This window comes from Parageobacillus sp. VR-IP (genome assembly GCF_013357975.1).
In the GTDB taxonomy this organism is placed as follows: domain Bacteria; phylum Bacillota; class Bacilli; order Bacillales; family Anoxybacillaceae; genus Saccharococcus; species Saccharococcus caldoxylosilyticus.
Genome location: NZ_JABVYQ010000005.1, coordinates 207,277 through 224,607 on the forward strand (window position 1 = coordinate 207,277; position 17,331 = coordinate 224,607).

Sequence of the window (17,331 nt, forward strand, 5' to 3'; positions counted from 1 at the left end):
AACGAGTTTTAGGCTGTTGGCATACGATATGGGTGATAAAAAAAGGAGGGTTTCGAGATGAACGAACAAGAACTATTTCAACAATATGTGGCGGAAGTAAAAGAATGGGGAAAACAGGTGGAACAAATTTTGCTGCAACGGGGAGAGGGCAACGACGATTGCCGCGTTGATTCCTTGCTTTCCTACATTGAAAATCATGGCAACGAATGGGCGGAAGACGCCATTTATGAACTTCAGCGCATGGTGGACGAAGTATATGAAAAAGCGCTGGCGCTTCAGCAAAATGGACAGTCGGCCATCGGACAGGAGGAAAGCAGAATAGAAGAAAGGCAACAAACGGCTATCAGACAGGAAGAAAGCGGGATAGAAGAAAGGCGACAAACGGCTATCAGACAGGAAGAAAGCGGGATAGAAGAAAGGCAACAAACGGCTATCGGACAGGAAGAAAGCGGGATAGAAGAAAGACAACAAACAGCCATTGGCCAGGAAGAAAGCGAGGCAGAAGAAAGACAAGAAACATATGTGGCAGCAGGCAGGCATGTTCTCCCGCCGCTGCCATACAGCTACGATGCGCTTGAGCCGCATATTTCCAGAGAAATTATGCAGCTGCATCATACAAAGCATCATCAAAGCTATGTGGACGGCTTAAATAAAGCGGAAAAAATGATGAAAAAAGCGCGCGAAACGAATGACTATGAACTGTTGAAGCACTGGGAGCGGGAAGCGGCGTTTCACGGTTCTGGCCATTATTTGCACACGATTTTTTGGAATAATATGCATCCAGAAGGCGGCGGGGAACCGCGCGGTGAGTTGCTAGAACAAATAAAACGTGATTTTGGAAGTTTTGAAAGATTTAAGCGTCATTTTACCGAGGCGGCAAAGAGCGTCGAAGGAGTCGGCTGGGCGCTGCTCGTTTGGTCGCCGCGGTCGCACCGTTTGGAAATTTTACAGACGGAAAAGCATCAATTCATGACGCAATGGGATACGATCCCGCTGTTGGTGCTGGACGTTTGGGAACATGCTTATTATTTACAATATAAAAATGACCGTGCCGCATATATTAAGAGCTGGTGGAACGTCGTCAATTGGCGTGATGTGGAAGAACGGTTTGAGCAGGCACGAAAGCTGCGGTGGAAACCGTTTTGACGAGGGAGTAGCTCCTTCGTCTTTTTTTGTGTTAGTATCACGGACAAGCGATTTCGTTCGTTAACAAGCCGAGTGTATACTAACAATGACGCTTACGTTAGTGAACTTGTACATTTTACATTCATATCTATTTGTTTTGCGCATAAACTTGTACAAAACAGCAAAAGGGATGGGGATTACATGAAGATACGGAAACAAATTGTACTGTTCATCGCAGCGATGATGGTGCTTTTTTCATGTATTCCGGATCGAGCAAAGGCAATAGGCCAAGAAAAGGAAATGAACGGAATAAGTGCGCAAAGCGCGATTTTGATGGAACAGCGTTCGGGACGCGTGTTGTTTGAAAAAGACGCCCATACGAAGCGGCGCATTGCCAGCATTACAAAAATTATGACGGCGATTTTAGCGATTGAATCAGGAAAAATGAATGACACGGTAACGGTAAGCGCCCGCGCTGTCCATACAGAAGGGTCGTCGATTTATTTAAAGGAAGGAGAAAAAATAAAGCTTCGCCATCTTGTCTATGGGCTGATGCTTCGTTCGGGAAATGACGCAGCGGTAGCGATTGCCGAACATGTTGGGGGCAGTGTCGAAGGATTTGTTTTTTTAATGAACCAAAAAGCGGCAGAAATTGGTATGCGTAATACCCATTTTGCCAATCCGCACGGATTAGATGATTCGGAAAATCACTATTCCACTGCCTATGACATGGCGCTCCTTATGCAATATGCGATGAAAAATAAGGAGTTTCGCAAGATTTCCGGAACAGAAGTATACCGGGCTCCTGCTGCTCCCGGAGAAGATTGGGATCGTGTATGGAGAAATAAAAATAAGCTGCTCACCAGTTTGTATGAGTATTGTACGGGAGGAAAAACCGGCTATACAAAACGGGCAAAGCGAACGCTTGTGACTACCGCTTCCAAAGGTGGACTGGATTTAATTGCGGTAACATTGAACGCGCCGGATGATTGGAACGACCATATCGCCATGTATGAATATGGTTTTAACCATTATATGATGGCAAAAGTAAATCGAAAGCGAATGGTGAAAAAGGTTCGAGATTCATTTTACCGAAAAAACATACAGGCAAGCCGTGACCTACGATATCCTGTGACGGAAGAAGAAATAAAAGAACTGCATGTAAAAGTTTATCTTTTGCGTCCGCAAAAGGAGTGGAAAAAAGACGAAAGCAGCATCCCAACCATCGTTGGGAAAGCAGTGCTTTACTTAGGAGATAAAGCAGTTGATGAAGTTCCGCTTTTGTATAAAAAAAGCATGAGCAAGGAAACAGACCATTCCATTTGGAACGTATTTCATTTTTTAGGTGTGGGAAGCGATGGTTAATCTTATTTGGGTAGCGATGGCTATAATCGGAATTGTGTTTGCGATGTTTCATGGCACGATGAATGAAGTAAACGAAGCAATTTTTAAAAGCGCGAAAGAAGCAGTCACGATCGCTATCGGCATGATCAGTATCCTGGTGTTTTGGCTTGGCTTGATGAGAATCGCAGAAGAAGCAGGGCTGCTTGAGAGGCTCTCGCGTTTTTGCAAGCCGCTCGTCCGCCGCCTTTTTCCGGAAGTGCCGCCCAACCATCCCGCGCTCGGCTATATCGTCTCCAACATGATTGCCAATATGTTTGGGCTTGGCAACGCCGCTACTCCAATGGGAATTAAGGCGATGGAAGAATTAAAAAAGCTCAATGGCCATAAAGATGTAGCAAGCCGCTCGATGGTGACGTTTTTGGCGATTAATACTTCAAGTATTACCTTGATTCCGGCCACAGTCATTTCGATCCGCATGACATACGGCTCGGCATCGCCGGGAGAAATCATCGGCACGACGCTTGTCGCTTCGACGATTTCAACCGTCGGGGCCGTGCTGATTGATCGTTATTATTACTGGAAGCGCACGCGGAAGGGCGGGAAGCGGTAATGACATTTATTCAAATTATTTCTACTTGGCTTATTCCGGTAACGATCGCATTTATCCTTTTATATGGAACAATAAAAAAAGTGCCGACTTATGAAGCGTTTGTCGAAGGTGGAAAAGAAGGAATACAGATTGCGTTTTCGCTTATTCCGTATTTAGTCGGCATGCTGGTGTCCATTTCCATTTTTCGAGCGTCCGGCGCGCTTGATTATATGATGAACGGGATTAAGCCGCTTGCCGATGCGCTCGGTCTTCCGGCTGAAGTGGTGCCGCTAGCGATGATTCGCACCATTTCCGGCACCGCCGCGCTTGGAATGACAACCGATTTAATTGCTACCTATGGCCCGGATTCGTTTATCGGACGATTGGCTTCCACGATCCAGGGAAGCACGGAAACAACGCTGTATGTGCTAACGGTATATTTCGGAGCCGTTGGGATTAAAAAGATGGGAGATGCGCTGAAAGTCGGAATTTTAGCTGATATTCTCAGTTTTATTGTTTCCTTCTTTATTGTTTTGCTTGTCTTTGGCAAATAGGCCGCCTTTATTGAGGCGGCTTTTTTGCTTTTGCTGTTTTTCTGTCGGCATAGCTTTTGTATTTGTCGAAAAAAAGCGAGTATGATAAAAATAATGAGAGGGCACGCTTGTATCTTTTTTACGGAAAGAGTAAGATGATGAAAGAGGTGAAACAGCGATGGAACGCTTGCAAAAAGTGATTGCCCATGCAGGAATCGCATCAAGGCGGAAGGCGGAACAACTTATCCTGCAAGGGAAAGTAAAAGTAAATGGGAAAGTCGTTACCGAACTTGGCGTGAAAGTAGGCCCGCAAGATAAAGTCGAAGTAAACGGAATACCAGTTGAACGGGAGGAGCCGGTATATTATCTTCTTTATAAACCGCGCGGAGTAATTTCGAGCGTGAAAGACGACAAAGGCCGCAAAGTGGTGACCGATTTTTTCAAAGATGTTGATAAACGTATTTATCCGATTGGACGTCTTGATTACGATACGTCGGGAATTCTTTTGCTGACGAACGATGGCGATTTTGCCAATTTATTAATGCATCCGCGCTATGAAATCGAGAAAGTATATATCGCAAAAGTGAAAGGAATTCCGACGCGGGAGCAATTGAAACAGCTTGAAAAAGGGATTATGCTGGAAGATGGCATGACGGCGCCGGCGAAAGTAAAAATGCTTTCTATCAATAAACAAAAGCAGACAGCGATTATTGAAATCCGCATTCATGAAGGGCGGAACCGTCAAGTGCGCCGCATGTTTGAAGCGATCGGCTGCAAAGTGATGAAATTGAAGAGGGAACGTTACGCGTTTCTTGATCTAAAGGGGCTGAATCCCGGGGATTACCGCGAACTGAAGCCGCATGAAGTAAAACAGCTGCGCGCGCTCGCGTTATCAGGCGGCGGAAAGTAAAACATTGTCACATAACGTTCATACAATGACGGTTAGGATGGTAAACAACACTGTTATAATGAAAAATGGGATATTACGATTTCAAGGGGTTTGAAAGATGAAAAAACAGCAGCGGCTTATCATGAGAACGGTGATTTTATTACTGTTATTGGCGGCGGTGGGATATACGATTTACGCGAACTTTTTTACGGAAAAGGCGCGTGTCACCGTCGGTTCGACGGCACCTGATTTTGTTTTGACCGATTTAAACGGAAAAGAACACCGTCTGTCTGACTATCGCGGCAAAGGCGTATTTTTAAACTTCTGGGGAACGTGGTGCAAGCCATGTGAGAAAGAAATGCCGTACATTAACGCGCAATATGGCACCTATAAAAACGAAGGGGTTGAAGTGCTCGCAGTCAATGTCGGCGAGACGAAACTGAGCGTGCAAAAATTTGCCGATCGTTTTGGCCTGACGTTTCCGATTATGATCGACCGCGAAGATCAAGTGATGAACGCCTATGATGTCAATCAATTGCCGGCTACGTTTTTGATTGACAAAGACGGCAAGGTGAAAAAAATTATTACTGGAACGATGACAGAAGAAATGGTAAAGCAGTATATGGAAAGCATTAAACCGTAAGGAGTTTTGCCAAATGGAACATGTAAAATGCGAATGCGGCCATGTTAATCCGCATGGGACTGCTTTTTGCGAATCGTGCGGAAAGCCGCTCGAAGAACACTCGGAAACGAAAAAGCAACTGTTAGATATGCGCTATGAAGGAAGCGCGCGCCGTTCCCAAACGTACAATAAGACCATTATCGATAAAATTTGGGCGTTTTTCTCTTCGGTGAAGGTCGGAGTGACGCTTATTGTCATTACGCTCATTGCTTCGGCGATCGGAACGATTTTTCCGCAGGAAATGTATCTTCCGCCAAATGTCAGTCCCGCTGAATATTACGCGGACCAATACGGCTGGCTAGGAAAGTTATATTATCAGCTTGGTTTTAATAATTTGTACGGTTCATGGTGGTATATGCTTTTAATCGCGTCGATCGGCGTATCGCTCGTCATTTGCAGTTTAGACCGCGTCATTCCGCTTTATCGTGCTTTAAAACAGCAGGGGGTTACTCGACATCCAAACTTCTTACGGCGGCAGCGGTTGTTTAGCGTTTCACGAGTTGCCGATATGGACGGCGTGCTAAAGCGGGTAAAAGAGAATTTGGCGGAGCGTCGTTATCATATTCGTGAAGAGAATGGCAATATTTTAGCGGAAAAAGGTCGTTTTTCCCGCTGGGGACCGTATGTTAACCATATCGGATTAATTATTTTTTTAATCGGAGCGATGCTTCGTTTTGTCCCTGGGATGTATGTTGATGAAGTGATGTGGATTCGCGAGGGGGAAACGAAGGAAATCCCGGGAACCCATGGGAAATACTTCTTAAAGAGCGAAAAATTTATTTTTGAAACATACCAAAAAGGAAAAGACAATGAAGTGTTCAACGAGGCCATCGACCGGGTCGGCAACGGTATGGTGGCGAAAAACTACCAAACGAACGTCGTGCTTTACAAACGCGTCGGGCCGGTGATTGCCGGCGAAGAGCCAAAGCTGAAAAAAATCAAAGAGTATAAGATTCGCGTCAATGAACCATTAAAATATGACCATTATGCACTATATCAAGTCGATTTTAAACAAAATGAGCCATATAAAATGGCGTTTCAGTTAATGGATAAAACATCGGGAAAAACGTTTGGCACGGTCGATATTAATTTACACAATCCGGAAGCTTCCTATAACCTTGGTCATGGTTACCGCGTCGAACTATTAAGCTATTTTCCTGATTTTTATTTCGATGAAGACGGAAATCCAGCGACGAAGTCGAAAATTCCAAACAATCCGGCGTTTGTGTTTAAAATGTTTGCCCCGGACAAGCCAAAAGGGGAAGTGAGTTTTGTAGCGATTCAGCAAACGATTGAACCGTTTGGAAACAACAAGTATAAAATGGCGTTTGCTGGATTGGAAACGCGGAACGTATCTGGCCTTACAGTGCGCCGTGATTTTACGCTTTGGATTTTGGGATTGGGCGGCGCGGTTTTCATGATTGGCCTTATCCAAGGCATGTACTGGAACCACCGCCGCATATGGGTGCAGCGCATCAATGGCGAAGTATGGCTTGCCGCGCATACGAATAAAAACTGGTTCGGTTTAAAAAATGAAATTCGCCGCATCCTTGATGGAACCGGATTAGCGATGCCGGTGGATCAGGCGGATCGGGAGAAAAACGCGGGACAAGGAGGGCAAGCGCATGGTGCAGCTCAGTAGCACGTTACTATATATTGCTTTTATTCTTTACTTAATCGGGACGTTTTTTTTCGGCGGCGCGATTCGCGATAAAAGAAAAGAACGAACGGGAAAAAATCGCTGGTCACAACTTGGAATTACCACGGCGATTATCGGTTTTCTTTCTCAATTAGGCTACTTTATTACACGGTGGATTGCAGCGGGACATGCTCCGGTCAGCAATTTGTTTGAGTTTACCACCTTTTTCGGAATGATGCTTGTCGCCGCCTTTATCATTATTTATTTTATTTATAAAATAAGCATTCTCGGCTTATTCGCACTGCCAGTCGCGTTATTGGTGATTGCTTATGCCAGCATGTTTCCGCGCGAGATTACGCCACTTATCCCTGCGCTGCAAAGCGATTGGCTGCAGATCCATGTCACAACAGCGGCGACGGGGGAAGCAATTTTGGCCGTTAGTTTTGTTGCCGGCCTCATTTATTTAATCCGTGTCGTCGACCAATCGAAGCCAAGCAAGCGCACGTTCTGGCTCGAAGTGGTGATGTTCTGTTTGATCACAACGCTTGGCTTTGTGCTTGTATCCACGTCATTTGGCCTTGCGGATTATGAAGCAAAATTTACGTGGATTGATAAAAACAAACAACAGGCGGAAGTCGTTTACGATATGCCTGCATTAGTCGGCCCGCACGAAGGAAAATTGACAAAAGAAAGCGCTGGCCGTTTCGAGCCGCTTGTTTATATGCCGGCAATCATCAATGCGAAAAAATTAAATACAGTCATTTGGTCGTTGATTGGGGGAATCGTGTTATACGTACTATTCCGCCTCGTGCTGCGGAAGCGCATTGCTGCGGCGTTGCAGCCGCTCGTGAAAAACGTCAGTTTAGATTTAACGGATGAAATCAGCTATCGCGCGGTGGCGATCGGCTTTCCAGTATTCACACTCGGGGCACTTATTTTCGCGATGATTTGGGCGCAAATTGCCTGGACGCGTTTTTGGGGCTGGGACCCGAAAGAAGTATGGGCACTCATTACATGGCTGTTTTACGCCGCATTTTTGCATCTTCGTTTATCAAAAGGCTGGCATGGCGAAAAATCGGCATGGCTTGCCGTGATTGGTTTTGCGATCATTATGTTTAACCTCGTAGCAGTGAATTTAGTGATCGCGGGACTGCATTCTTATGCTGGAACATAATGGGGAGGATGATTTGTTTTATGAAAGGATGCCCCAATATTGGCGCGGGCATCCTTTTTTACAGTAAAATATATATGGGGGATTTTTTGTACAATAGCGAACTGGGGAGGATGTTCTATGGATAAACAAGTGAAGATTTTGGTGGTAGACGATGAAGAACGAATTCGCCGCTTGTTGAAAATGTATTTAGAGCGGGAAAATTATGTCATTGATGAGGCAGACAACGGGGATGATGCGCTAACGAAAGCGCTCGAAAATGACTACGACGTCATTTTGCTTGACTTGATGCTGCCGGGGAGGGACGGCATCGAGGTTTGTAAAGAAATCCGCGAAAAGAAAGCAACACCAATTATTATGCTGACGGCAAAGGGAGAAGAATCGAACCGTGTTCAAGGGTTTGAAGCGGGAACAGACGATTATATTGTAAAGCCATTTAGTCCGCGCGAGGTCGTATTGCGCGTGAAAGCACTGTTGCGGCGCGCGGCCAATACCGCGTACGTTCTCACAGATACGACGGCAAAAGATGTGCTTGTGTTTCCACATTTAACGATTGATAACGACGCCCACCGTGTCACCGCCGATGGAAAAGAAGTGAATTTAACGCCGAAAGAATACGAGCTGCTTCTGTTTTTAGCAAAGTCGCCGGATAAAGTATTTGACCGCGAGCAGCTGTTAAAAGAAGTATGGCATTATGAATTTTTCGGCGATTTACGCACCGTTGATACCCATATTAAACGATTGCGGGAAAAGTTAAATAAAGTATCCCCGACCGCGGCAAAAATGATTGTTACGGTGTGGGGAGTCGGTTATAAATTTGAGGTAGTGAACGACTGATGTGGCTGTTTCGCAGTGTTGTCGGAAAATTATGGTTTACCATTCTCTTACTGGTGTCGTGTGTATTGTTCATTCTAACGATCCTCCTTTTAAAGTTTTTTGAAAACTATTATGTACAGGAAGCAGAAAAGGAGCTAACGCGGCTGGCGACGAAAGTGTCGGAAGTGATGCATGATTACGAAGATGAAAAACTGGCTCGTTCCATTGCCTGGACGCTTGTCGGTAATATGTCCAAAGCTGTTATTATCGTTGATTCATCACATTACTGGTATTCGCCAACAAACGATGAATTGCGCGATTTACCGTTATCATTAATTAAGCAAGATAAAGATTTGCGAAAAGTATGGACGGAAGGAAAAAGCGTAAAAAAGAAAACATATTTGCCAAACGTACAAACTGGTAAAAGTCAATATAGTGATGTTATTATTGTTGGCGTGCCGTTTGAGGTGGCAGAGGGAAAACAGGGCGCGGTATTTATTTACCAATCATTGCGGGCAATTGAAGATACGACAGAGCAAACGAAAAAGTTAATTTTTCTTGCCGCATTTATCGCGATTGTGTTAACAACCTTTTTTGCTTTTTTCCTGTCCACCCGCATTACCGCGCCGTTGCGGAAAATGCGGCAGGCGGCGTTTGAAGTGGCGCGCGGCAAGTTTGATACAAAAGTTCCGATTTTGACGCACGATGAAATCGGTGAACTGGCAATGGCGTTCAACCAGATGGGGAGACGGCTGCAGTTTAATATCAATGCCCTAAATCAGGAAAAAGAGCAGTTGGCAAGCATTTTAAGCAGCATGGCTGACGGGGTCATCACCTTTAACCGCGACGGCGAAATATTGATTACAAACCCACCGGCAGAGCGGTTTTTGCAAGCGTGGTATTTCGAGCAAGGAAACGGCTCCGAAACAATTGCGCCGCTGCCGCCGCAAGTAAAAGAACTGTTTGTCCGTGTCGTCCGCGAGGAAAAAGAGCAGTCGATCGAATTGACGATCCAAGGGCGGACGTGGGTCATTTTAATGACCCCGCTCTACGGCAAAACAACCGTGCGCGGTGCGGTGGCAGTGCTTCGCGATATGACGGAGGAGCGCCGTTTAGACAAGTTGCGCAAAGACTTCATCGCCAACGTTTCCCACGAACTGCGCACGCCGATCGCCATGCTTCAAGGCTATAGTGAAGCGATTATCGATGATATTGCCGCCACCGATGAAGAAAAGAAAGAGATGGCGAAAGTGATTTACGACGAGTCGCTGCGCATGGGCCGCCTTGTCAATGACTTATTAGATTTGGCCCGCATGGAAGCGGGACATATTGCGCTAAACTATGAAAACGTTCAGCTTGTACCTTATATCGGTCGGATTATCCGCAAATTTCAAGGTTTGGCGAGAGAAAAGAATATTGATTTGTCGGCTGAGTTTAAAGACGGGGATATCGACATCACGATCGACCCGGATCGAATCGAGCAAGTGCTGACGAATTTAATTGATAATGCGATTCGCCATACCGACCGAAACGGAATGGTCAAAATCATCGTCGAACGCAGCGGAGACGGCGTCACGATTCATGTGCGGGATTCCGGCTCCGGCATCCCAGAAGAAGATTTGCCATTTGTGTTCGAACGCTTCTACAAAGCGGATAAGGCGCGTACGCGCGGCCGTTCGGGAACGGGATTAGGCCTTGCGATCGCGAAAAACATCGTTGAGGCGCATAAAGGGATGATTTCCGTTCATAGCAAGCTTCATGAAGGCACGACGTTTACGTTTTATTTGCCAAACGGCCACATGAAAACTAATATGCCCTTGCGTTAAACGAGGGCAGTTTTTTAGGCGGCGAAAATAGCCTGTGCGAAGGCAATGACACCACTTCATCCAAGCAAAAAACATTTATTGGAGTGTGTTGACTTTGTTATCGGCAATTAGGCAGTAAAAAGAGATGCTCGATTAGCACATCCGAACGTCCGCGGGCCGTTTGCGCCAACGTCGACCATTGTAGGGGAGGCCATCTTGCATGCGATTTTTCGTTCAGGCGATTACCATCATGACAGAGCAAGGAAACGAGCCGCCAGTTTGGATGAGCGGAAACATAATCAAAAATGGTAAAAGAACAGCCTCTTTTCTTTATGAAGAAAACATATAGTGGTATAGATAACTAGATAATATAATGTTAATATAATAATAGAAAGAGGGTGTAATATTAGTGAAACGGTGGTTGCTGAAAAAAGCGGTTATCTATGCGGAAACAGGGAAAATCGAGCAAGGGTATGTTCTGACAGAAGGGGACAAAATTGTAGAAGTAGGCCCGATGTCATCATGCCCGGCTTCGAGTGAAGCGGAGGTGGTGGAGCTCGATCCAAGCTTCTCCGTTGTGCCGGGATTTATTGATGTCCATATCCATGGCGCATCTGGAGCTGATGTAATGGATGCGACAGACGAAGCGTTGCGCACAATGGCAAAAACATTGCCAAAGGAAGGAACAACAAGTTTTTTAGCGACGACGATGACCGCACCTATTGAGCAGATTGAACGTGCTTTACAAAATGTTGCGCAATATATAGATAGCAGCAATCCATCTGGAGAAGCAGAGGTACTTGGCATTCATTTAGAAGGTCCATTTATTTCTCAAAAACGTGCAGGGGCGCAACATCCAAAAAATATCATCGAACCGAATATCGAACTATTTCAAAAGTGGCAGAACATCGCAAATGGGCATATTCGCCTTGTCACGCTGGCGCCGGAAGAAAAGAATGGCTTGGCGCTCACCGCTTACTTAAAAGAACATGGTGTTGTCGCCTCAATCGGCCATTCTGATGCGGTGTACAAACAAGTAAAAGCAGCGATTGACGCAGGGGTAAAGCATGCGACTCACCTATTTAACGGCATGCGCGGCATTCACCACCGTGAGCCGGGAGTTGCCGGGGCGGTGCTGATGCACGAGGAAGTAATATGTGAACTAATCGCTGATGGCGTTCATGTGGCGCCAGAGATGATTCGCTTCGCTTATCAGAATAAAGGAAGCGATGGGCTCATATTAATTACGGACGCAATGCGCGCCAAATGTCTTGGAGCGGGAACATATGAGCTCGGTGGACAGGAAGTGACGGTGCAAGGGGAAAAGGCAACATTGCGTGACGGCACGTTGGCGGGAAGCATTTTAAAATTAGGAGACGCGGTGAAAAATGCGATGGTGTATACCGGCTGCACTTTAGAAGATATCATCCGCATGACGAGCTGGAATCCAGCAAAGCAATTAGGCGTCTTAGACAGAAAAGGAAGCATCCGCGCCGGCAAAGATGCTGATCTCGTCGTATTAAATGAGCGGCATGATGTCGTGATGACGATATGCCGTGGTAAACTTGCCTATTCAAAATAAAAAGAGGGGGTCGGATGATGAAACTGATCGAGGCAGCCAACTATGAAGAGATGAGTCAAAAAGCGGCTGACATCATCATTGCCCAAGTAAAGGAAAAACCCGATGCCGTTCTTGGCCTTGCTACGGGATCGACCATGCTTGGCACATATAAGCAATTAGTCGAGGATCATCGCCAAAACGGAACATCTTATCGACACGTTCGCACGGTTAATTTAGATGAATATATTGGTTTGTCGCCCGATCATCCGAACAGCTATCGTTACTATATGAATCAACATTTATTTTCCCATATCGATATTCCGCTTTCGCAAACCTATCTTCCAAATGGGGCGAGCGATGATGTAGAAGCGGAATGTCAGCGCTATGAACAGCTCATTGAAAACTTGGGAGGAATTGATTTACAGCTATTAGGAATTGGAAGAAACGGGCATATCGGTTTTAACGAACCGGGGACATCGTTTTCGACACCAACACATGTCGTCGAGCTGGCGCCGTCAACACGGCAAGCGAACGCCCGCTTTTTCCCATCCTTAGAAGATGTACCTCACCAGGCGATTACGATGGGCATTGCAACGATTTTAAAAAGCCGGCATATATTGCTATTAGCGGCCGGAACGGCGAAGGCGCCAATTATGGCGAAGTTGTTCGAAGGAACCGTGACTATAGATGTGCCGGCATCAGTGCTTCATATCCATCCGAACGTCACGGTGATTGCCGATCAAGAAGCATTGTCGCTTGTGCCGGATGAAAAACGAAAGGTGCATGCAAAATGATTAACAAAAGCTCGCCACTTCCGATCTATTACCAGCTGGAACAAGGAATTAAAGAAATGATCGAAAAAGGGCAGCTTAAGCCGGGGGAAATGATTCCATCCGAGCGCGAACTGGCAGAAACCTACAACATTAGCCGAATGACCGTCCGCCAAGCGATCAATAACTTAGTGAATGATGGATATTTAGTCAGAAAACGGGGCAAAGGAACGTTTGTCGCCGCGATGAAAATCGAACAGCCGCTGAAAGGATTGACGAGCTTTTCCGAAGATATGCGCGCACGCGGCATGGAACCGGGAACAACCGTGTTGGCCTTCAACATTGTTCCTGCCAGCACGTCGTTAGCGCAGCTGCTCGATGTTCGCGAAGGAGCGGATCTTTACGAAATTCGCCGCATCCGTCTTGCTGATCAGCTGCCAATGGCGCTCGAAACATTATATATTCCATGTACGCTCGTTCCTCATTTAACCCGCGAAATTGTAAATGGTTCCGTTTATGATTTTATTGAAAAAGAATTGGGGTTAACCATTCAATCGGGCGTGCAGGTAATTGAGGCTTCTGTCGCCCGCAAGATGGAGGCGGAGCTGTTGCAAGTGAAAGAAGGAGCGCCGGTGCTTCTTATGCAGCGCAGAAGTTATTTAAATAACGGCCGGCCGCTAGAAGTCGTCAAATCGGTTTACCGCGGTGACCGCTACAAATTGACGATTGAGATGGAACGTTCAAAATAAAAAGAGGGGGATTTTCAATGTTGGGATTTTTACAGAGGCTTGGAAAAGCGTTTATGCTTCCGGTTGCCGTCCTGCCGGCAGCGGGGTTATTGCTTCGTTTAGGACAGCCGGATTTATTGGATATTCCGTTTATCGCCGCGACGGGGGATGCTGTTTTTTCGAACTTGCCTCTTATTTTTGCGATCGGGGTTGCCGTTGGCTTTGCCAGAGACGGAAACGGCGCGGCGGCGCTGGCCGGGGCGATCGGCTACTTTGTGTTGACAAAAGGGGCCACTGCCATTGACAAAGATATTAATATGTCCGTATTAGGCGGAATCATTTCCGGTGTGATTGCCGGATTGCTGTATAACCGCTACCATAATATTAAGTTACCGGATTGGCTTGGATTTTTTGGGGGCAAGCGGTTCGTCCCAATTGTGACCTCGTTTGTCATGCTCATATTGGCACTGATCTTTGGATATGTATGGCCGCCAATTCAGGACGGCATTAACGCGATCGGCAAATGGATCGTCGGTGCCGGAGCGCTTGGGGTAGGCGTTTTCGGCTTCTTGAACCGATTGCTCATTCCGGTTGGCTTGCATCACGTCTTAAATAGCTTCGTATGGTTTGTGTTTGGCGAGTACAATGGAAAAACAGGGGATTTATGGCGGTTCTTCGCGGGGGATCCAGATGCCGGAATTTTCATGGCGGGATTTTTCCCGATTATGATGTTTGGTCTTCCAGCCGCAGCATTCGCAATGATTGCCGCAGCAAAAAAAGAGCGGCGCAAAGAAGTATCCGGTGCGCTCATCAGCGTGGCGCTGACTGCCTTTTTAACGGGAATTACCGAACCGATTGAGTTTTTGTTTATGTTTTTATCGCCATTGCTTTATGTCGTTCACGCTGTATTAACAGGTCTTTCGTTGGCGATCGCGACGATGCTGGGCGTCCACCACGGATTTACGTTTTCTGCCGGTGCGATTGACTTTTTCTTAAACTATGGAATTGCGCAAAAACCGTATCTATTAATCGTGCAAGGAATTATCTATGCCGCTGTTTATTTCGTTGTGTTCTATTTCTTGATTGTCAAATTAGATTTAAAAACGCCTGGCCGTGAGGAAATTGAAGGCGAATTCACGGAAAGCGGCGCAGCGGCATGGGGCGGCTACAAAGATGTTGCGGTGAAGTATATGGAAGCGCTGGGCGGTAAAGATAACCTCATCCAGATCGACAACTGTGTGACCCGCCTGCGCTTAAAAGTAAAAGACATGTCGAAAGTCAATGAGGACGAACTGAAACGTTTAGGAGCAAAAGGCGTCATCCGTCTCAATCAAACAGATGTGCAGGTCGTTGTCGGCACGGATGTCGAGTTTGTCGCCAGCGAGCTGAAAAAGCTATAACCGAGAGGAAAGCGTTCCAGCTCTTTTCGTTAGCGGAGGAGGGCTGGAATGTCTATTTTTATAGATATATATAGATCAAGGAGGAGTTTGCTAATGAAGCGGTTGCTAGACTGCAGCGCATCGGATTTTTGCCGTATGAACGGAAAAGAGCTGAAACAATCGATTCAGGCAGCGGAAGGAAGAACGATCGTCGCGGAAGTAATCGGCTCCGTTGCCCCGCTTTATCCGGCGGTGACGAATGCGGAATTGGCCGCGGCGTTTGGCGCGGATTTAATTCTATTGAACATGTTTGATGTATTCCGGCCGCTGGTAAACGGGTCGGATACGAAGGAGCCGCATCAAATGGTGAAGCGTCTGAAGCAGTTAACGGGGCGTCCAATTGGCGTCAATTTGGAGCCTGTTGACCCGAACGCGAGGCAGCTAGAGAGTCTTGCTTCTCTTCCAAAAGGAAGGATGGCAACAGAAGAATCACTGCAAGAAGCAAAACGTCTAGGTTTTGATTTTATCTGCCTAACCGGAAATCCGAAAACAGGCGTGACAAATAATGAAATTATCCGCGCGATCGAAACAGCCCGTGCTGTTTTTGGCCAAGACGGTCTCATTATCGCCGGGAAAATGCACGCAGCTGGCGTGGCCGGCGAAACAGTAAGCGGCATTATATCGGAAGACGTGGTGCTGCGCTTCGTTCAAGCGGGGGCCGATGTTGTCCTTATGCCGGCGCCGGGCACCGTGCCTGGTGTAACTCCCGAAAAAATAGCGAGCCTCGTCCGCGCTGCCCATGAACATGGGGCGCTGGCGATGCTGACGATCGGCACGAGTCAGGAAGGGGCTGACGAGGATACAATCCGTCAAATCGCGCTCGCAAGCAAAATGGCCGGCGCTGATCTGTACCATATCGGCGACGCTGGCTACCACGGTATCGCCATTCCGGAAAACATTATGACATATTCGATTGCCATCCGCGGCAAGCGTCATACATATATTCGTATGGCGAGATCGCCGCTGCGGTAAAATGAACGACATTTTTATGCCATAAATTGAAACTTGCTGTCCTGTGGTTACGTATATTTTAACTGAAGGAGATAGAAAAGGGAGAATCACATGTTTTCCCAGCCCTCAACTTGTTCCGTGTGTGGGAAGCCGATTGAGAAAAATGAACCGATCTATGTGCGCATGAGGTTACCCGTCGTACAGAGGGATGATAGAAATTAAGGCTTTCCTTCAGCAAGAAGGGGCCATTATTTGCGAGGGATGTTTCCCGCAAAAAATAAAAAAGAATAATCGTAAAAAACGAGAGGAGTTGCGCTATGTTTGGAAAAGTCGCCGCTGATGTGCTTGGATTAAGTGATATCGGCTCGGTCATTAAGCCGGAAAACTACGATAAAGTTGATGCCGATGATTACGTAATGCATGAAGATGGGGAAAAGATTTATTTCTTAATTAAATCGAAATCAGATGAGTATTGTTTTACGAATAAAGCGCTTATTCATTTGGATGGCACGAGCGCAACCAGCAAGAAACGCGTATTGCGCCGCTATGATTATTACAAGCATCCGATTTCCGACGTGTCGCTCGAAACAGCGGGAACCGTTGATCTAGACGTGGAGATTAAATTTAAAATCGGTGCCCATGTCTATTCGATTGACGTTCATAAAAAGTATTTAGAAGAACTAAAAGATTTATATAAATCGCTGCTCGCCATCGCCGAGCTTTGTCATGAAAACGAAACGAAGCTGGAGTACGCGCACAAAAGTTTGGAATTGACCGCGAATGTATTCGGGCGCGTAAAAAGTGACACAAATAATTTCCTGGCTGATTTCAAAGCAGTGAATGAACTCGCGTTTCAATGGCTCGTTGACGCGAAGACAAAATATACGGTAAAAGACTTCGGTTTTGTGTTTGAACGGTATATTAATCATTGAATGGTTTCTTTGTCCCCCGCCATCGGCGGGATTTTTACATACCTTGAATTCCATGAAACTTTCATTTTTTTATTGCCAAAGTTTTTCTTATCCTTTAATATTATAACTGTCAATTGTTCGACAATTTTATACATTCGCAGCAAGGTGCCAATGGAGCGATTCGCTCCGCACGGCTTAATAGGGAATCTGGTGAAAGTCCAGAACTGTCCCCGCAACTGTAAATGCGGACGAAATGAAATCGCCACTGTACGGTATGATGGCATGCGCCGTTTGCCGTATGGGAAGGTTCAGAGTAGGATGAAGCATGAGTCAGTAGACCTGCCTTGCCTGCTTATGCGTTTCCTAATCTTCGGGGGG

The 17,331-nt window shown here is 46.3% G+C and carries 16 protein-coding genes and 1 riboswitch; all 16 genes read left to right on the top strand.

Annotation, left to right across the window (positions count from 1 at the left end):
• Nucleotides 1-57: 57 nt before the first annotated feature.
• The 16 genes from HT574_RS14120 (at nucleotide 58) to HT574_RS14195 (ending at nucleotide 16,974) form a co-directional block, all read left to right on the top strand.
• Nucleotides 58-1,146, top strand: coding sequence for a superoxide dismutase (locus HT574_RS14120; protein ID WP_175245081.1), 1,089 nt, complete (start codon nucleotides 58-60; stop codon nucleotides 1,144-1,146).
• Between the two features lie 180 nt (nucleotides 1,147-1,326).
• Complete coding sequence (locus HT574_RS14125; protein ID WP_175245082.1) at nucleotides 1,327-2,490, top strand: D-alanyl-D-alanine carboxypeptidase family protein; 1,164 nt, start codon at nucleotides 1,327-1,329, stop codon at nucleotides 2,488-2,490.
• Nucleotides 2,483-3,079: a nucleoside recognition domain-containing protein gene (locus HT574_RS14130; RefSeq protein ID WP_017435306.1), complete on the top strand. Its 597-nt coding sequence runs from the start codon at nucleotides 2,483-2,485 to the stop codon at nucleotides 3,077-3,079. The genes HT574_RS14125 and HT574_RS14130 overlap by 8 nt, the downstream gene beginning before the upstream one ends.
• Nucleotides 3,079-3,612: a spore maturation protein gene (locus HT574_RS14135; protein ID WP_042408399.1), complete on the top strand. Its 534-nt coding sequence runs from the start codon at nucleotides 3,079-3,081 to the stop codon at nucleotides 3,610-3,612. Before HT574_RS14130 ends, HT574_RS14135 begins: the two co-directional genes overlap by 1 nt.
• A gap of 157 nt (nucleotides 3,613-3,769) precedes the next feature.
• Nucleotides 3,770-4,501, top strand: coding sequence for a 23S rRNA pseudouridine(2605) synthase RluB (rluB, locus tag HT574_RS14140; protein ID WP_175245083.1), 732 nt, complete (start codon nucleotides 3,770-3,772; stop codon nucleotides 4,499-4,501).
• 97 nt (nucleotides 4,502-4,598) lie between these two features.
• The gene (resA, locus tag HT574_RS14145; RefSeq protein WP_175245084.1) at nucleotides 4,599-5,123 is read left to right on the top strand and encodes a thiol-disulfide oxidoreductase ResA; all 525 of its coding nucleotides are present in this window, start codon (nucleotides 4,599-4,601) and stop codon (nucleotides 5,121-5,123) included.
• A gap of 13 nt (nucleotides 5,124-5,136) precedes the next feature.
• Complete coding sequence (resB, locus tag HT574_RS14150) at nucleotides 5,137-6,804, top strand: cytochrome c biogenesis protein ResB (RefSeq protein ID WP_175245085.1); 1,668 nt, start codon at nucleotides 5,137-5,139, stop codon at nucleotides 6,802-6,804.
• The gene (gene ccsB / locus HT574_RS14155; protein WP_175245086.1) at nucleotides 6,788-7,975 is read left to right on the top strand and encodes a c-type cytochrome biogenesis protein CcsB; all 1,188 of its coding nucleotides are present in this window, start codon (nucleotides 6,788-6,790) and stop codon (nucleotides 7,973-7,975) included. The genes resB and ccsB overlap by 17 nt, the downstream gene beginning before the upstream one ends.
• A 117-nt stretch (nucleotides 7,976-8,092) precedes the next feature.
• Nucleotides 8,093-8,809 (top strand): response regulator transcription factor, encoded by a 717-nt coding sequence (locus HT574_RS14160; protein WP_017435312.1) that lies wholly within the window; start codon nucleotides 8,093-8,095, stop codon nucleotides 8,807-8,809.
• On the top strand, nucleotides 8,809-10,614 hold the full coding sequence (locus HT574_RS14165) for an ATP-binding protein (RefSeq protein ID WP_175245087.1): 1,806 nt from the start codon (nucleotides 8,809-8,811) through the stop codon (nucleotides 10,612-10,614). The genes HT574_RS14160 and HT574_RS14165 overlap by 1 nt, the downstream gene beginning before the upstream one ends.
• Before the next feature lie 388 nt (nucleotides 10,615-11,002).
• Nucleotides 11,003-12,175, top strand: a complete 1,173-nt coding sequence (nagA, locus tag HT574_RS14170) for an N-acetylglucosamine-6-phosphate deacetylase (RefSeq protein WP_175245088.1) — start codon at nucleotides 11,003-11,005, stop codon at nucleotides 12,173-12,175.
• Between the two features lie 17 nt (nucleotides 12,176-12,192).
• Complete coding sequence (nagB, locus tag HT574_RS14175) at nucleotides 12,193-12,948, top strand: glucosamine-6-phosphate deaminase (RefSeq protein ID WP_175245179.1); 756 nt, start codon at nucleotides 12,193-12,195, stop codon at nucleotides 12,946-12,948.
• Nucleotides 12,945-13,673, top strand: a complete 729-nt coding sequence (locus tag HT574_RS14180) for a GntR family transcriptional regulator (RefSeq protein WP_175245089.1) — start codon at nucleotides 12,945-12,947, stop codon at nucleotides 13,671-13,673. The genes nagB and HT574_RS14180 overlap by 4 nt, the downstream gene beginning before the upstream one ends.
• Before the next feature lie 17 nt (nucleotides 13,674-13,690).
• Nucleotides 13,691-15,052 (top strand): N-acetylglucosamine-specific PTS transporter subunit IIBC, encoded by a 1,362-nt coding sequence (nagE, locus tag HT574_RS14185; protein ID WP_175245090.1) that lies wholly within the window; start codon nucleotides 13,691-13,693, stop codon nucleotides 15,050-15,052.
• Nucleotides 15,053-15,145: 93 nt separating this feature from the next.
• Complete coding sequence (locus tag HT574_RS14190) at nucleotides 15,146-16,063, top strand: DUF7916 family protein (RefSeq protein WP_175245091.1); 918 nt, start codon at nucleotides 15,146-15,148, stop codon at nucleotides 16,061-16,063.
• 296 nt (nucleotides 16,064-16,359) lie between these two features.
• Nucleotides 16,360-16,974, top strand: coding sequence for a PH domain-containing protein (locus HT574_RS14195; RefSeq protein WP_042410975.1), 615 nt, complete (start codon nucleotides 16,360-16,362; stop codon nucleotides 16,972-16,974).
• Nucleotides 16,975-17,100: 126 nt separating this feature from the next.
• Nucleotides 17,101-17,314: riboswitch (cobalamin riboswitch) on the top strand.
• Nucleotides 17,315-17,331 lie beyond the last annotated feature (17 nt).

Excerpts from the sequence above, each read along its gene's own strand:
- HT574_RS14120 (WP_175245081.1), top strand. The coding sequence starts at position 58 with ATGAACGAACAAGAACTATTTCAACAATATGTGGCGGAAGTAAAAGAA.
- HT574_RS14125 (WP_175245082.1), top strand. The coding sequence starts at position 1,327 with ATGAAGATACGGAAACAAATTGTACTGTTCATCGCAGCGATGATGGTG.
- HT574_RS14130 (WP_017435306.1), top strand. The coding sequence starts at position 2,483 with ATGGTTAATCTTATTTGGGTAGCGATGGCTATAATCGGAATTGTGTTT.
- HT574_RS14135 (WP_042408399.1), top strand. The coding sequence starts at position 3,079 with ATGACATTTATTCAAATTATTTCTACTTGGCTTATTCCGGTAACGATC.
- rluB (WP_175245083.1), top strand. The coding sequence starts at position 3,770 with ATGGAACGCTTGCAAAAAGTGATTGCCCATGCAGGAATCGCATCAAGG.
- resA (WP_175245084.1), top strand. The coding sequence starts at position 4,599 with ATGAAAAAACAGCAGCGGCTTATCATGAGAACGGTGATTTTATTACTG.
- resB (WP_175245085.1), top strand. The coding sequence starts at position 5,137 with ATGGAACATGTAAAATGCGAATGCGGCCATGTTAATCCGCATGGGACT.
- ccsB (WP_175245086.1), top strand. The coding sequence starts at position 6,788 with ATGGTGCAGCTCAGTAGCACGTTACTATATATTGCTTTTATTCTTTAC.
- HT574_RS14160 (WP_017435312.1), top strand. The coding sequence starts at position 8,093 with ATGGATAAACAAGTGAAGATTTTGGTGGTAGACGATGAAGAACGAATT.
- HT574_RS14165 (WP_175245087.1), top strand. The coding sequence starts at position 8,809 with ATGTGGCTGTTTCGCAGTGTTGTCGGAAAATTATGGTTTACCATTCTC.
- nagB (WP_175245179.1), top strand. The coding sequence starts at position 12,193 with ATGAAACTGATCGAGGCAGCCAACTATGAAGAGATGAGTCAAAAAGCG.
- HT574_RS14180 (WP_175245089.1), top strand. The coding sequence starts at position 12,945 with ATGATTAACAAAAGCTCGCCACTTCCGATCTATTACCAGCTGGAACAA.
- nagE (WP_175245090.1), top strand. The coding sequence starts at position 13,691 with ATGTTGGGATTTTTACAGAGGCTTGGAAAAGCGTTTATGCTTCCGGTT.
- HT574_RS14190 (WP_175245091.1), top strand. The coding sequence starts at position 15,146 with ATGAAGCGGTTGCTAGACTGCAGCGCATCGGATTTTTGCCGTATGAAC.
- HT574_RS14195 (WP_042410975.1), top strand. The coding sequence starts at position 16,360 with ATGTTTGGAAAAGTCGCCGCTGATGTGCTTGGATTAAGTGATATCGGC.